Genomic DNA, 15,034 nt, shown 5'->3' on the forward strand with positions numbered 1-15,034 from the left:
GCCAGCCCAAGTCCAGTCCCGTCAGAGCCACCCAGCGCCGGCGTGCCGCCGGCCAGAACGGAGACTTCCGTGTCCCTGACCCAGCCCCTCGTCCTGGACCCCACCGGTTCCGACCCGGACAGCGAGCACGCGAAGCTGCGTGCCGCGGGAAGCGCGGTCCGCGTCGACATCCTCGGCGTGACCGCGTGGGCGGTCACCGACCCCGCCCTGCTCAAGCAGTTGCTGACCGGCCCCGACGTCTCGAAGGACGGCCGGCAGCACTGGCCGGGCTACGAGCACGCGGTGGCCACCTGGCCGCTGGCCCTGTGGGTGTCGGTGCACAACATGTTCACCGCGTACGGCGGCGACCACCGGCGGCTGCGCCGGCTGGTCGCCCCGGCCTTCAGCGCGCGCCGAATAGCCGCGCTCGGCGAGCGGATCGAGCAGATCGTGGCCGATCTGCTGGACGAGATGGCGGCCACGACCGCGCCCGGCGAGGCCACCGACGTGCGCGAGGTGTTCGCCTACCCGATCCCGATCAAGGTGATCAGCCATCTGATGGGGCTCCCCGAGGAGCAGCAGGCGGGCTTCCGCACGGTGGTCGACGGGGTGTTCTCCACCACGCTGACCCCCGAGGAGGCGATGGCCAACACGGTGCGCCTCTACGGCATCCTGGACGACCTGATCGCCGCCAAGCGGGCCGCGCCGGGCGACGACATGACCTCCCTGCTGATCGCCGCGCGCGACGAGGAGGGCGACGGCTCGGCGCTGGAGGAGACCGAGCTGCGCGACACCCTGCTGCTGATGATCAGCGCCGGCTACGAGACCACCGTCAACCTGCTGGACCAGGCGATCACCGCGCTGCTCTCCCACCCCGATCAACTGGCGCTGGTGCGCTCGGGGCAGGCGGACTGGGGCAGCGTGGTGGAGGAGACGCTGCGCTTCGAGCCCGCGGTGAAGAACCTGCCGCTGCGGTTCGCGGTGCGCGACATCCCGCTGCCCGAGGGCGGGGTGATCCCGGCGGGCGAGCCGATCCTGGCGGCGTACGCGGCCGCGAACCGGCACCCCGACTGGCACGGCGAGAGCGCCGGCACCTTCGACATCACCCGCAGTGCGCCGGGTCCCGAGCACCTGGCCTTCGGCCACGGCGTGCACTTCTGCCTGGGGGCCCCGCTGGCCCGGCTGGAGGGCACGGTCGCCCTCAAGGCGTTCTTCGACCGCTTCCCGGATGCCGAACTGGCCGTTCCCGCCTCGGCGTTGGACCGCGTACCCTCGCTCATCACCAACGGCCACCAGCGGCTGCCGATCCGGCTGCGGCCGGCCACGGGGGCCTGAGGGCGGCTCCGGACGCCTCTGTGGTCCATGCGTTGCGCACCGATCAGAGGAGCGAAAGGGGCGTACGGGAGCATTCCGGGGCGTATCCGCGGTCGATCGCGGATACGCCCCGGCCGTCCCGGGAAGGAGGGGGGTATGGCGGTCGCAGGTGGTGACGGCGGCGGCGTCACGGAGGCGGAGCTGCTGGTGCTGGAGTACCAGCAGGTCAAGGCCGAGCAGCAGGCACGGATCGGCTTCCGGGACAACCTGCTGTACGCGATGCTGGCATCGGTGGCGGCCGCCGCGGTGGGCGCGGTGCAGGCCGGCCTGCCGGCGGCCCTGCTGCTGCTCCCGCCGGTGTCGCTGCTGCTGGGCTGGACGTACCTGGTCAACGACGAGAAGATCTCGGCGATCGGCCGCTATGTGCGCACCGTCCTGGCACCGCGGCTGGCGGCGCTGGCCGCCACGCGGGAGGCGGTCTTCGGCTGGGAGTCCGCGCACCGCGCCGACCCGCGCCGGTCGGCCCGCAAGTACCTGCAACTGGCCGTGGACCTGCTGGCGTTCTGCGGGTCGGCGGCCGCCGCCCTGGTGGTGTGGTGGGCGACCGGCGACGGCGGCCCGGCGCTGCTGGCGGTCTCGGCCGCGGAGAGCGCGGCGCTGGCGGTGCTGGCCTGGCAGATCGTCCTGTACGCGGACCTGTGACCGGTGGCGGGCCGCGGCCGCGGCCGACGCCCGTCTTCCACTACGGTCGTCCGTTGCGCCACCATGAAGACCGGGACATTGTGTGACGAGTGAGATGAGGGAAACGTCATGGACCTGACCGCAGCGGAGGTGGACTGCGAGTTGCTGGACCTCTCCGGGGTCTCGCTCGCGGACCTCGGCTCCTTGGACGCCACCGCGCTGGATCTGGCCACGGACCTGCTGCTCGACACCTCCCGGCGGCCGACGATGGCGACGGCCCAGGACTCCGGCGGCTGCCCTGCGACCCCAGAGGCCGGACCCGGCGAGTGACGGACGCGACCCACCCGGCTGCGGCAAGCGGCCACTTACTCGGAGACCACCCACCAGGCGAGCACCGGCTCGCCACCGCGCACTTCCTGCAACTGGCCGACGGCGGCGGCGACTCCGCCGCGCTCGCCACCTTGCGGGCCGGCCAGCGCAGCCGCCGCCTGCTGATGGTGCGGGCGCTGGTGATGTCGCTGCGCGAGCGCCCCGACCTGCTGGCGCCGCTGCCCGCCGCCGAGGCCGCCTGGTCGCTGCTGCTGGCGGCCGAACGGGCCGATCCGGCGGCCCTGGACACCGTGCTGATGCACCCTCACGCCGGCGGCTGGCTGGGCGCGGTGACCCGCGCGCTGTGGCCGGCCAGACGGCGCGAGGAGCCGCCCGCGCAGATCGGCTGGGAGGCGGCGGGCTACCTGCACGCGCTCGCGGCCGCGGCCGCCGTACGCGCCGGGCTGCCCTTCCGGCTGCCGGTGCCGCTGATCGACGGCGGGGTGCTGCTGCCCGCCACCGGCCGCGCCCCCTCCCCCGCCGAGCGCGCCGCCGGCGGCCCCGGCCGGTACGCGGCCGCGCCTGCGGTCTCGCCGCTGGCCGCCACCGCGCCCGGCATCGACGGGCGGGCGACGGCCGAGGTGTTCCGCGACGTCCCTGGCGGCCCCGCGTGGGTGACCTGGCCGGGGACGCAGGTGCGCGTCGACCAGCCGGACGCCGACGGTCCCGGCTGGTGGGCGCTGCGCCGGCTCTCCTCGGCCCCGGGCGCGGCCGTGCCGGCCGCGATGGTCGTCGACGACCTGGACCCCTGGCGCAACTTCCAGCGCCCCTCGCGCGCCGAACGGCTCGGCCCGGCCGAACTCGCCCGCTGGCAGGAGCTGTTCGCCGCGGCCTGGGAGCTGCTCGACCGGCAGGACGCGGTGGACCCCTCGGGCCTTTCCGCCGCCCTGCTCTCGCTGGCACCGCTGCCCGACCGGGGCCCCGCGGGCACCTTCAGCGGCACCGCGCCCGACTCCTTCGGCGGGGTGCTGGCCAGCCTGCCCGACAGCCCCTCCGAGCTCGCGGCGACCCTGGTGCACGAGGCCCAGCACATCAAGCTCAGCGCGCTGGACGACCTGGTGCCGCTGCTGCGCAAGGGCGGCCTGGAGGAGCGGCACTACTCCCCCTGGCGGGCCGACCCGCGGCCGGTGCGCGGCATCCTGCAGGGCACCTACGCCTTCCTCGGCGTCTGCCGCTTCTGGGGCGCGCTCGCGGCCGGCGAGGGCGGGAAGCGGCAGGCGACGGCGGATTTCGAGTTCGCGCTGCGCCGGACCCAGTCGTGGACGGGGCTGCGCACGGTACGGGACTGGGCGCCGCTGACGGAGGCGGGCATGGAGTTCGCCGCTCGGATGGAGGCCGCGGTGGCGGCGCTGCTGCGCGAGCCGGTGCCCGCGGCGGCCGAGTGGGCGGCCCGGGAGGCGGTCGCCGACCACCGGATGCTGTACCGGCTGGCCCATCTGCAGCCGCCCGCTACGCGGGTTGAGCAGTACGCGGCGGCCCTGCTGGCGGGCGAGCCGCCGCCGGCCGGACCGCTGGGCGGGCGCCTGAACCCGGGCCCGGTGCTGCCGCCGCTGCGGGGCGCGCTGCTGCGGCTGCGGTTCAGCGCGCCCGAGCGCCTGTCGGGCGGGGGCGAGCCGCCGCCGGCCGGCACGGCCGACCTGCTGTGGGCGCGCGGCGAGCGGGCGGCCGCCCGTGCCGCCTACCTGGCCCGGATCCAGGGCGCGGGCACCGGCGCACCCGGCTACGGCTCGGAGGACACCGCCGGGCGCGGTGTGGTGCGCGCCGACGCCTACGCCTGGGCCGGGCTCGGCCTGACCACGGACGACCCCCGGGCCCGCCGTACGCTGCTCGCCCGCCCGGAGTGGGCGGCGGCCCTGCACCGCGCGGTGCTGCTCGCCCTGCCCCCGGGCGCCGGCCCACCGCCGTCACCGGAAGCCGTCGCCTCCTGGCTCGCCCCGGCGGTCCCCACGGACGACTGAACCGGGATGCCCCGCAACCCCGTTGACGCCGTCCCCCAGGCAGCGGCCCACCCGTCCGCGTCCTGGCCCACCTCGGCGGTCGCCAGGGAGGACCGAACCCGGTGGCTCCGCAAGCCCGTTGGCGCGGCCCCCGGTCAGCGGCCCACCGCCGTCGCCGTCCGGCCCCTCTTGCAGCCGGACGGGGCGGGGCCGGGGTCATTCCATTTCGGCGTCGCAGTCGGCGCGCATGCCGCGGGCGGCGCCCACCGTGGCGGGGTGGGCCGGGCCCAGGGTGGCGCGGAAGCGGTCCAGGGTGGTGGCGTGGAGTTCGGCGGCCTCCTGGGTGCGGCCGAGGGCGCGCAGGTCCAGCGAGAGGTTGAGGGCGACCGCGAGGGTGGTCGGGTGGTCCATGGCGGCGAAGCGCTCGTGGCAGCGCTCCAGCAGGGCCCGGTCGAGCGCCTCGGCCTCGGCGTAGTCGGCGAGGGTGTAGTGGTCGCTGGCGAGGTTCGCGGCGGCCGCGATGGTGGTGGGGTGGGTGGGGCCGAGCCGGTCGGCGAGCTTGGCGGCGGCGTCGGCGTCCATCGCGCGGGCCTGCTCGACCTCGCCGAGCAGCCGCATGGTGACCGCGAGGTCGGTGCAGGCGGCAAGCGTGTAGGGGTGGTTGTCGCCGAGCATGCCGTCCAGCGTCGCGTACGCCTCCTCGCCGACCTCGCGGGCGCCGATCAGATCGGCGTTCTGCCGCAGCGCCATCGACATCGCCAGCACCGCGGAGGACAGGTTGGTGTTGCGCTTGTTGAGCTTGCGCCGGTAGGCGCGGACGGTGGCCTCCAGCGCCTCCACCGAGCCCTGGTGGTCGCCGGCCTTGCGCCGGGCGGTGGCGAGGTTGCGCGCGGCGATCAGCGACAGCGGGGCGGTGGCGTCGCCGACGACGTGCAGCACCCGCTGCATCGTCTGCTCCTGCATGTCGCGCGCCCGCAGGTAGTCGCCCGACTCGCGGATGTCGATGGACAGGTTGCTGGTGAGGATGAGGGTGAGCAGGCTGTCCTGGCCGAGGTTGATCTCGGCGTGCTCCTTGGCCTCGCTGTCGATGGCGAGCGCGGCGTCGAAGTCGCCGGTGCGGCGCAGTGCGAGCGCGTAGTCGTTGGCGGCGGCGAGCGTCTGCGGGCTGCCCTCGTCGAACTCGCGCACGGCCCGCTGCCAGCGGTCCTGCTCGATCTCCAGCATCGCCGCGAAGTCGCCCCGGATACGCGCGTCCTGGGCGACCGAGCCCATGGTGGCGATGGTCTCGGGGTGATCCGGGCCGTGCCGCTCGCGCAGCACCCGCAGGCTGCGCAGGTTGAGTTCGGCGGCCTCGTCGTGGTCGCCGACCAGCCGCATGACGCTGCCGACGGTGCGGGCGACGGCCAGGGCCTGCAGGTCGTCCGCGCCGAGCCGGGCGTTCCACCGGTCCAGCACCTCGCGGCCGTAGTCCAGGCAGGTGGCGTAGTCGCCGCGGCCGTTGAGGTAGAAGATCAGGTTGGCGACCAGCTGGCGGACCCAGTGGTCGTCGCACTCCAGGGCGCGCGAGAAGCGGGCGTGCACCAGGAGTTCGGCGTAGGCGGCCCAGTTGGCGGCCTGGCCGCTGTCGCCGGGGTCGGAGTTGGCGAGCAGGGCGTGGGCGCCGTGCCGCATGTCGGCCCGCTCGGTCGGCGACATCTGGCCGACCAGCACCGCCCGCACCAGGCGGTGCATCTGCACCGTGCTGTCGCGGTAGTTGACCTTGATCAGGGCGTAGCGGCTGATCGCCCGGATGGCGTGGCCGAGTTTGATGGGGTCGCGCAGCACCTCGGTCAGCTCGCGCGGCAGCTCCAGGCCGCGCACCCCGGTGAAGTAGCGGCGCGGGATCGGCTCGGGGGCGAAGAAGCAGCAGATCTGCAGGAGTTGGTAGGCGCCCGGGTTGTTCTCGCCGAGCCGGCGCAGCGACATGTTCCAGGCGGCGGCCACCGGTTCGGGGTAGTCCACCGGCACGCCGGCGCCGAGCAGTTCGCTGCGCCGCTGGATCACGTCGGCCCGCTCGCCCTCGAACGCCTGCAGGTACTCGTCCACGGGCATCCCGGTCTCCGACAGCCAGGCGGCCGCCTGCTCGATGGCCAGCGGCAGGTTGCCGAGCGTGTCGGCGATCCTCGCGGCCTGTTCGTAGGGCAGTTCGGGGCCGCGGCGGCGCAGCAGCTCCACGCTCTCCTCCACGGTGAAGACGTCCACGTCCACCGTGCGGGCGGTCCTGGCCCACAGGGCGTTGCGCGAGGTGATCAGGATGCGGCCGACCTCGCCCTGCGGGAAGAACTCCCTTACCACGTCGGGTTCCTCGGCGTTGTCGAAGACCAGCAGCCAGCGGTGGTAGGGCTCGCCGGCGGCCAGCGCCTCGAGTGTCGTGGCGACCAGGGCCGAGCTGTTGCTCACCGGGTCCAGGCCGAGCTGGGCGGCCAGTTGGGTGAGGGACTGCTTGATCTGCTCGGGGCGCTCGGCGGGGATCCACCAGACGGCGTCGTACTCCGAGGCATGCCGGTAGATGTACTCGATGGCGATCTGCGACTTGCCGACGCCGCCGAGGCCGTGCAGCGCCTCGGGCAGCACGGCGGCCGAGCCCGACTCCGAGAGGCGGTGGTGGAGTTCGTCCAGCTCCTGGCCGCGGCCGGTGAAACTCGGGTTCCTGGTGGGGGTGTTCCACACCTGCGGGCGCCGGCCGCTGCGGCGCTCCGTGGTCTTCTCTCTGGTGCGGACGGGTGTGGGTGGCACCGTGAGTCCCCTCGTCTCGGCTACCGACGGCCCCGGCGCGGCGCCGCCCGCCGCCTGGACGGCGGTCAGGGAGTCGGCGGGGCGGGTCGGGTTCGGGTCGGCCGTTGGATCAGCCGTTGGATCAGCCATGTCAATCACCTCGGCGGCCGGGTGGCCGTGTCCTGATATAGCAGGTTTGGGGGCGCTGCCGCGGCCGGCGTCCTGCGGCGTTCGGGGTGTGTCCGCCGCCGCCTCGGCCAACCGGGCGCCCAGCGCCCGGGCGGGGGCCAGATACGGGCCGCTGATCGCGGTCATCACGGCGACCTGCACGCGGGCGTAGGGCAGCAGGCGATCGGTCAGCCGGCCGGCCGGCAGCGCGCCGGGCTCCTCGGCCGTGCCGGGGCCGCCGGCCGCCGGGTCGGCGGCCAGGGCCCGCAGCGAGCGCAGGGCGGCCGGTGCGTCGCCGCGCCGGGCCTGCCGGTCCAGGGCGCCGAGCAGCAGGTAGCGGGTCTCGTCGCGGCGGCCGGCGGCCAGCAGCAGTTCGCGCACCCCGTCGTGGAAGTCGTGGCTGATCGCCGACTCGTCCATCGGGTCGTCGCCGACCTGGCGCAGCAGCCCGCCGAGCAGCACCTCGGCGAGTTCGGCCGGGCCGGCCGCGGGGCCGCCGGCGGACAGGACGTACTCCATGGTGGGGATGTTGAGCGGGACGGCGGCAAGGCGCGCGGCCAGGTTCCAGGCGGCGGGGCTGGCCTGGGTGCGGAAGCGCAGCACCCGCTCGCGCGGACCGGGCTCCCCGGCCGGCTCGTCGGCGTCCGCGGGGTCCGGCTCGGGCGGCGCCGCGGGGAAGGCGGCCCACACGCCGGCGGCGACGGGTTCGGCCGCGGCCACCAGGCGGGCCCAGCGGCCGAGCCAGCGCGGGTCCAGTTCGAGGACGGGGACCACCGGTCCGGTGCCCTCGGCCGCCTGCCAGGCCGCGCTCGGGGCGCCCGGGGCCGGCACCTTGACCGCGACCCGGCGCGCGGGCAGTCCGGTGCGGTGCCAGGCGGCCTGCGGGAGGACCTGGACGACGGCCACGGCCGCGGCCTGCGACCAGCGGGTGAGCAGGGCGGCCGCGCCGCCGTCGCGCCAGGCGGGCCCCACGGCGTCGGTGAGCACCAGCACCACCCGGCGCCGCTCCCCCGGCCGGCGGGCGGCCGTGCGCGGCCAGCCGGCGTCGGCGCGCAGGTCGGCGGGGGTGAGGCGGCCGGTGTCCATGCGGTGCACGCGCACGTCCCGGAAGGCGCCGGTGCGGCGCAGCAGGGTGGCGAACTCCGCGGCCACGTGCCGCCAGATGACCATCGAGGTGCTGGTGTCCACCACCAGCACCGCGTCGGTCCAGCGCTCCCGGGCGGGGCGCAGCAGCGGCAGCCACTGCCCGCCGGCCGCGGCCTGCCGGGCGGTGCCCTCCTCGTCCAGCTGCCAGGCGGTGCGGGAGAGGTAGCGGCGCTTGAGCGGGCGTAACGCGCGGGCCAGGGCGCGGGTGCCGAGCAGCCGGGCCGTGCCGGGAAGGACTGCGGCGCCGGACGCGTCCTCCGGCGCCGCCGAGTGCGCGGCCGCGGCCTCCGCCCGCGCGGCGGCCCGTGGGCGGCCGCCCGGCGGGGCGGGCGGTTGCGCGCCCTCCGGTCGGGCGGGCGTGTCACCGCTGCCGGAGACGGCCCGGGTGGCGGCGGGGTCCGGCGGCCCCTCGGCAACGGAGCCGGCCGCGTCGGCCGTTTCGGGGTCCGTGCCGGGGCGGGTGGGGTCCGGCCGCGGGTGGGGCGGTTCCGCGGGGCCCTGCCGGGGGCGGCCCGCGGCGGGCGGGGCCTGGGAGCCGCGGGCGCGCACGGCGAGGTCCTCGCCGACCCCGTGGGCGGCCAGGTACAGGGCGTCGGCGACCTCGAACCACGCGGGGCCGGGGGGTTCGTGGTGCGGCGGGCCGGCGTGGCTGCCGGAGGTCATGCCGATCCCGGGCCGTCCAGGCGGTGCCACACCGCGTGCAGCAGCGCCTCCCACTCCGCGCCCGAGGTCTGCGCCCCGGACGAGGCGAGGTAGAGCGCGTTGAGCAACTGGTCGGCGGCCAGGCCCTTCTCGCGCCTGCTGCGCTCGGCGAAGCCCGCGATCAGCTCGCGCAGCCGGGGCTCCTCGGCGAGCGGGCCGAGGTGGGCGGTGACGATGTCGGTCAGCCGCTCCAGGTCGGGTTCGGCCATCTGCAGGTGCAGGCAGCGGCGCAGGAAGGCGGGCGGGAAGTCGCGCTCGCCGTTGCTGGTGACGATGACCACGGGGAAGGCGCGGCAGCGCACCCGGCCGCCCTCGATCCAGGCGCTGCCGCCCGGGTCGTCGGTCTGCACCCGCACCCTGGGCTGGTGGCGGCGCAGCCGGGCCAGCTCGGGGACGGTGAACTCGCCGGACTCGAAGATGTCCAGCAGGTCGTTGGGGAAGTCCATGTCGGACTTGTCGAACTCGTCGACGAGCAGCACCCGCGGGTGCCGGTAGGGCAGCAACGCGGTGCCCAGCGGCCCGAGTTGGAGGAAGTCGCCGATGCCGGAGACGGCGTCGGGGGCCGCCTCGCCCGCGGGGCCTGCCGCCTCGTCGGCGCCGCGGCCGGCGTCCTGCCCGGCGCCGCGGTCGGCCGACGCGGTGGCGGCGGCGTGCACGCGGCCCACCGCGTCATAGGTGTACAGGCCGGAGGCGAGGGTGGAGTGGCTGCTGATCGGCCAGCGCAGCACCCGGCCCAGGCCCAGCTCGCGGCTGATCCGGTAGGCGAGCGTGGACTTGCCGGTGCCGGGGCGGCCGGTGACCAGCAGCGGGCGGCGCAGCAGCAGGGCCGCGTTGACCATGTCGGCCTCGCCGACGTCCCGGCCGACGGCGCTGATCGACGTGCCGAGCCGGCGCAGCAGTTCGGCCGCGTCCTCCGGCGGCGGCGCGGGCTCGGTGCGCTCAGCGGGGTCGGCGCCGGACAGGGCGGGGTCGGCGCTGGCGCCGTCGAAGGTGCGCCAGGGCGGCGGCGGGGGCAGCACGTCGTCCAGCGAGATGTCGTGGCCGGGCAGGCCCGTACCGCGGTAGACCCACCAGGACCTGGGCACGCGGGAGGGCTCGGCGGCCTGGGCGCCCGCGCCCTGCGCCTCGGTCATCGGCCGTCCACCCTTCGCCGGTCCCAGCGGTCAGGACCCGACAGCGGCTCGTGCGTCTCGACCGGCCGGGTCGGGTCGTCCCAGAGCAGGACCACCCGGCGTCCGACGCGGTGGTCCGGTCGGTCCGGCGACGCCGACTGGGCCTCAAGGCGCAATTGTTTCACGGCCTCCCGGAGCTCGACAGGGTCCCGCAGCAGCCGTTCGAACGGGGCTGCCGTCCCGTCGGCCTCTTCGGTGCCGGGGAGGTCATGGGGCTGTTCCCCCGCCGTGCCGCCGGCCGGTTCGTCGCGGCCGAGCCACAGCATGACGGGCACCCCGGTGCGCAGGGCGGCCTGGAGTTCGGCGCCGCCGTCGGTGCGCGCCTCGGGCGGCCCGCTGAGCACGACCGTGCCCACCGACTCGTCCGCGCGCAGCCGGGCCTCCAGGATGTCGGCACGTCCGGCCGGCGGGTGGTGGCCGTCGGGGTGGCCCACCACCAGGTGCTGCCACTGCTCGGGGTGCTCGCGCAGCAGCTGCCAGCGCCTGCGCCACAGCCGGTGCCAGCGCGGGGTGCGGCCGCGGGTGAGGCTGCGCACCACCACGGGGTAGGCGGTGCAGAGCAGGGCGGGGGTGTCGCTGTCGAGTTCGAAGCGCCACAGCTGCACCGGCAGGTTCAGCTCCTCGGTGAGCAGCGCGAACTCCACGTGGATGCAGCCCGCGTCGCGCGCCCACTCCTCCTCGGCCTCGTAGACCAGCTCCTGGACCTCCGCCTCGGCCTCGGCGAGGGTGAACACCGCGGTCCTGCCCTGCCGGGGCTGCCAGCTGCCGGGCTCGCCGCTGCCGTAGTGCCGCCAGGAGGTGAGCCGGTAGCGGCCGGGCTCCTCGGCGGGCAGCAGGCGGATGACGAGGTAGGCGTCGTGGGCGGCGGTCGGCGGGGCGTACTGGACCCGCTGGCGCAGCACCCCCAGCTCCGAGGCGAGGCCGAGCGCGGCGGCCTGCCGGTCGTTCCAGCCGCGCAGCGCGATGGCGCGGTCGAAGTCGTAGGCGACCTCGGCGGCCAGGTACTCCACCAGGGCCAGGGCGGGCGGCAGGCCGTCCTCGCGGGCGTTGAGGCCGGACAGCGCCTGGTGGGCGCTCCAGGCGTCGTCGAAGGCGGGCAGGTCGTAGGGGTCGTGCAGGTCGCCGGCGGCGTCGCGGCACAGCTGGTCGAGCCGCGGCGTGGTGAGGTCCTTGAGCAGGTCGCGCAGCCGCTCCTCCTGCTCGGGCGGCAGGACCGGCTGGGCGGTCAGCTCCGCACCCAGGGCGCGGACGGCGGCGGTGCCCTCCTCGTCGAGCAGCGCGAGCGCGTTGCACACCGCCGTCATGGTGCGCGGCGAGTTCAGGCAGGCCATGGCGAGTTCGAGGTGGAAGTAGCCGGCGTCGGCGCTCTCGCCGGTCCCCACGCCGACCGGGCGCTCCAGTTCGCGCTCGGCGATGCGCAGCAGCAGCCCGCGGCCGCCGGGTTCGGTGAGGACGGCGACCGACTGCAGGGCGGCGAACAGCTCGGGCAGCCGCCCGGAACTGCCGCCTGCGTAGCCCGCCATCGCTCACCTCCCGGTCCGCCGCGCCGCGCGCACGAGCAGACTCTGCCACAGCGGCCCTCGCCCGCGCTCACTCTCCGTCAAACGCCGTACACCCAACCCGGCTTGGGATCACCGTGGGTGCAACGGTGCAGGTGGGGGCAGGGGTGGTCCCTCCGGGAGGCGGCCCAGGGCGGCGAGTCTGGCGCGCAGTTCGGGGACCGCGGCGAAGCCCGGCCACAGGGTCTCCAGCGCCTCGCACAGCTGGGCCCACTGGCCCATCGCCTCGCACGCGCGCAGCAGCGCCATGGCGTCCAGCCGCGCACTGCCCTGCCGTACGGCGGCGGCGCCCGGCCCCGGCAGGCTCTCCAGCAGCAGTTGCCAGGCGGCGGGGGCGCTCAAACCGGGCACGGACAGCAGGAGTTCGGCCAGGGCCCCGTACTCCGCGGGCGTCAGCCGCCCGGGCCGGTCGCGGCTGGGGGCGGGCACGTCGGGCGCGGGGACGGGGGTGTGGGCGTGCTCGGCGGGCCCGGGCTGCCCGGCGGTTCCGGGTGGTGCGGCGGTTACGGATGGTGCGGCGGGCACCCGGCGCGGGGCGGGCACGGGGTGGGCCACGGGCAGGGCCGGGGCGCGGTCCGGCGGCGGGTAGAGGGCGAGGAGTTCGAAGGCGAAGGCGGCCGCGTGCCGGGCGGCGACCGGCTGCCAGCGCTTGTCGTGGTCGCCGTCCTTGTCGCCGAGCAGGTCGGAGACGCCGCGGACGACCAGGGCGCGCACGGCCTGGTTGGCGTGGGCGGCCAGCAGGAAGCCGAGCCCTTCCATCTCGACGGCGAGCGCGTCGCCCGCCGTCCGCTCGACCATCCGGGCGGTGGCCGAGCGGCCGTGGGCGACGAGCTTGGCGCCCGAGGCCAGGGCGCCGACGTAGGCGGCGGGCGGCCGCTCGGGCGGCGGGTCGATCCGCCGCTGCCAGGTGCCGAGCGCGGCCACCGCCCGGGCCTGCTGGACCAGCCCGTAGGAGGAGTGCCGGGTGGGCACCCGCGGCAGCAGGCGGTGCTCCTCGTCGCGGCCCGACTCGTAGCCGTAGATGGCGTCGGCGGCCACCACGTCGCCCAGTGCGACGTCCTTGCGGCCGCCGGCCACGCCGACCATCAGCACCACGGCGGGGCGCAGCAGGCCGACGGCGCGGTCGAGTTCGAGGGCGGCCCGCTCGTTGCCCGGCCCGGCGATCTGCACGGCGACCCGCAGGACGCGCCCGCCCGCGGTGAAGTCGCCCACGACGTACGGGGTCTCGCGCGCGCCCGGCTGCACCTGGGCGGCGCCGGACAGGTGGGCGAGGACGGCGCGGAACTCCACCTCGATGGCGGTGAGGACGAAGACGTCCACGCTGCTGCTGCCGTCCCGCACGGTTCCCCCCGGCCGCCGAACCCGCCCTTTCCCTCCCCATAGTGGTACATCACGGCGACCCGGGGCACCCTGCGTACGGGTGAACTCAGCCCCCGGCGGGGCCCCGCGCAGCCGTGTCGCCGCCCCGTTCCGGGGACCGCGCGCCCTCGGCCGGCGCCGCGCCCCGCGGCCTGCCGAACTCCTCGTCGGCCATCAGATCGGTCTCCAGCGCCCAGCGCGCCCACGCGGCGAGCGCCTCGTTGACGCGGACGGCCGCCTCCACCCCGATCCGCTGGGCCCGGGTGCGCTCCCCCGTGCCCCACTCGCCGCGGTCCTTGGAGTCGGCGTACTCCCGCAGGGATGCGGCGAACTGCGCGTAGTACGCGGCCTCTTCGGTCAGCCGGCGCTTGAGGTCGCCGGGTTCCATGAGCCAGAAGAAGAAGGAGCGCAGCAGCGACTCCATCCGGAAGCTGTGGTCGACGGGCTCCTCGGCGAGCCAGCGCCGCACCTCGGCGAGCCCGGCGTCGGTGATGCGGTAGGCGGTGCGGCGGCGCGGGCCGTGGCTGTCCACCTCGATCAGGCCGGCCTTCGCCAGCCGGGACAGCTCGGAGTAGATCTGCGGGTGCTGCGCCGGCCAGATGGAGTTCAGGCCCTCCTGGAAGCGGCGGGCCAGGTCGTATCCGCTGGCCGGCCCTTCCGCGAGCAGGCCCAGCAGACCATGGCGCAGCGACATCGGCACTCCTCAGCTCCCGGGCCCCCATGTTGACATACCGCCGCCCACGCTGAACGATGACATGTCACAACGTACATGTCGTTGCGTTCATGTTCGGACGTCCATGTGGTGGTGCCTTTCCACCCGCCGTCCGCACGCGGCTGCCGCAGCCGGCTCCGTCGTGTCCCGTCATCCCCTGGCCGGTCCGCTGGTCAGCCCCTGGTCAGCCCTGGCCAGCCCCTGGTCAGTCCCTACGCACACCGATGAGGCGATGCCATGCCTGCCACGTCCCCGTCCCCGTCCACCCGTTCCGTCCTGCTCACCGGTGCCACCGGGGGCATCGGGCGGGCCGCCGCGGCGGCGCTGTCCGCGAAGGGGTACCGGGTGTTCGCCGGCGCCCGCGAGCCCGACCGCCTCGCCGACGCGGCCGGCCACGACGCCGCCGTCGTACCGGTCCGGCTCGACGTCACCGACCCGCGGAGTGTGGCGGACGCGGTGGCGGCCGTCACCGACGTCACCGACGGCCTGTACGCCGTGGTCAACAACGCGGGCGTCATCGTGCAGGGGCCGCTGGAGCTGGTCCCGCGCGCGGAACTGCGGCGCCAGTTCGACGTCAACGTCCACGGCCCCGCGCTCGTCACCCAGGCGTTCCTGCCGCTTCTGCGCGCCGGGCACGGCCGGCTGGTGAACGTCACCGCCGCCACCGCCCGGGTCCCCGGCCCCTACTTCGGGCCGATCTCCGCCAGCAAGGCGGCACTTGCCGCTCTCTCCGACGCGCTGCGCCTCGAACTGGCCCACTGGGGGATCCCCGTGGTGGTCCTGGAGCCCGGGGGCTTCGCCACCGGCATCTTCGACGACGCCGAGGCGGCCCAGGAACGGGCCCGCGCCTCCATGCCGCCCGAACTCGTCGCCCTCTACGCACGGCAGCAGCAGGCGGTGGACCGGGCGATGGCGGCGGCCCGGCGGAAGGCGGCGGCGCCGAGCGTGCTCGCCGACGCGCTGGTCAAGGCGCTCGAGGCCGAACGCCCCAAGCCCCGCTACACCGTGGGCGACGACGTGCGTCTGCTCGGCCTGCTCGCCCGCCTGCCGCTGCGCACCCGTGACCGGCTGATGGCCCAGGTCACCGGGCTCGCCAAGCTCAAGGCCGGGGCGAGTTGAGCGCAAAGGGCACGAACGCGCGGCGCCGCCGCACCCGTTGGGGTGCGGCGGCGCCGCGCGGGA

At 76.0% G+C, this 15,034-nt stretch carries 10 protein-coding genes; 5 read left to right on the plus strand and 5 right to left on the minus strand.

Annotated elements, in window-relative coordinates:
• Window positions 1-69 precede the first annotated feature (69 nt).
• From BLR33_RS07435 to BLR33_RS07445, 4 genes are all read left to right on the plus strand, one after another.
• Window positions 70-1,314, plus strand: a complete 1,245-nt coding sequence (locus tag BLR33_RS07435) for a cytochrome P450 family protein (protein ID WP_093783482.1) — start codon at window positions 70-72, stop codon at window positions 1,312-1,314.
• Window positions 1,315-1,449: 135 nt separating this feature from the next.
• On the plus strand, window positions 1,450-1,995 hold the full coding sequence (locus tag BLR33_RS07440; protein WP_093783483.1) for a hypothetical protein: 546 nt from the start codon (window positions 1,450-1,452) through the stop codon (window positions 1,993-1,995).
• Between the two features lie 108 nt (window positions 1,996-2,103).
• On the plus strand, window positions 2,104-2,304 hold the full coding sequence (locus tag BLR33_RS34215; RefSeq protein ID WP_107408850.1) for a hypothetical protein: 201 nt from the start codon (window positions 2,104-2,106) through the stop codon (window positions 2,302-2,304).
• A complete protein-coding gene (locus BLR33_RS07445; RefSeq protein WP_107408851.1) occupies window positions 2,301-4,301 on the plus strand; it encodes an HEXXH motif domain-containing protein in 2,001 nt (666 codons plus the stop codon). Before BLR33_RS34215 ends, BLR33_RS07445 begins: the two co-directional genes overlap by 4 nt.
• Before the next feature lie 195 nt (window positions 4,302-4,496).
• Here BLR33_RS07445 and fxsT read toward each other — a convergent pair whose 3' ends face one another.
• The 5 genes from fxsT to BLR33_RS07470 form a co-directional block, all read right to left on the minus strand.
• Window positions 4,497-9,011 carry an FxSxx-COOH system tetratricopeptide repeat protein gene (fxsT, locus tag BLR33_RS07450; RefSeq protein WP_245771234.1) on the minus strand — a complete coding sequence of 1,505 codons (4,515 nt, stop codon included), beginning with the start codon at window positions 9,009-9,011 and terminating at the stop codon, window positions 4,497-4,499.
• Window positions 9,008-10,183: an AAA family ATPase gene (locus BLR33_RS07455; protein ID WP_093783486.1), complete on the minus strand. Its 1,176-nt coding sequence runs from the start codon at window positions 10,181-10,183 to the stop codon at window positions 9,008-9,010. Before BLR33_RS07455 ends, fxsT begins: the two co-directional genes overlap by 4 nt.
• The gene (locus tag BLR33_RS07460; RefSeq protein ID WP_093783487.1) at window positions 10,180-11,745 is read right to left on the minus strand and encodes a VMAP-C domain-containing protein; all 1,566 of its coding nucleotides are present in this window, start codon (window positions 11,743-11,745) and stop codon (window positions 10,180-10,182) included. Before BLR33_RS07460 ends, BLR33_RS07455 begins: the two co-directional genes overlap by 4 nt.
• 108 nt (window positions 11,746-11,853) lie before the next feature.
• Window positions 11,854-13,122: a phosphorylase family protein gene (locus tag BLR33_RS07465; protein WP_176930173.1), complete on the minus strand. Its 1,269-nt coding sequence runs from the start codon at window positions 13,120-13,122 to the stop codon at window positions 11,854-11,856.
• 85 nt (window positions 13,123-13,207) lie between these two features.
• Entirely contained in the window at window positions 13,208-13,834 is a 627-nt protein-coding gene (locus BLR33_RS07470; RefSeq protein ID WP_093783489.1) for a PadR family transcriptional regulator, read from the minus strand.
• Between the two features lie 255 nt (window positions 13,835-14,089).
• Between BLR33_RS07470 and BLR33_RS07475 the strand changes: the two genes are divergently transcribed.
• Window positions 14,090-14,971 (plus strand): SDR family NAD(P)-dependent oxidoreductase, encoded by an 882-nt coding sequence (locus BLR33_RS07475; protein ID WP_093783490.1) that lies wholly within the window; start codon window positions 14,090-14,092, stop codon window positions 14,969-14,971.
• The last annotated feature ends 63 nt before the right edge of the window (window positions 14,972-15,034 follow it).

Source organism: Actinacidiphila guanduensis, assembly GCF_900103985.1.
In the GTDB taxonomy this organism is placed as follows: domain Bacteria; phylum Actinomycetota; class Actinomycetes; order Streptomycetales; family Streptomycetaceae; genus Actinacidiphila; species Actinacidiphila guanduensis.

Bases quoted from the DNA above. Each gene is read 5' to 3' on its own strand.
- BLR33_RS07440 (WP_093783483.1), top strand. From the start codon at position 1,450: ATGGCGGTCGCAGGTGGTGACGGCGGCGGCGTCACGGAGGCGGAGCTG.
- BLR33_RS34215 (WP_107408850.1), top strand. From the start codon at position 2,104: ATGGACCTGACCGCAGCGGAGGTGGACTGCGAGTTGCTGGACCTCTCC.
- fxsT (WP_245771234.1), bottom strand. From the start codon at position 9,011: ATGACCTCCGGCAGCCACGCCGGCCCGCCGCACCACGAACCCCCCGGC.
- BLR33_RS07455 (WP_093783486.1), bottom strand. From the start codon at position 10,183: ATGACCGAGGCGCAGGGCGCGGGCGCCCAGGCCGCCGAGCCCTCCCGC.
- BLR33_RS07460 (WP_093783487.1), bottom strand. From the start codon at position 11,745: ATGGCGGGCTACGCAGGCGGCAGTTCCGGGCGGCTGCCCGAGCTGTTC.
- BLR33_RS07470 (WP_093783489.1), bottom strand. From the start codon at position 13,834: ATGTCGCTGCGCCATGGTCTGCTGGGCCTGCTCGCGGAAGGGCCGGCC.
- BLR33_RS07475 (WP_093783490.1), top strand. From the start codon at position 14,090: ATGCCTGCCACGTCCCCGTCCCCGTCCACCCGTTCCGTCCTGCTCACC.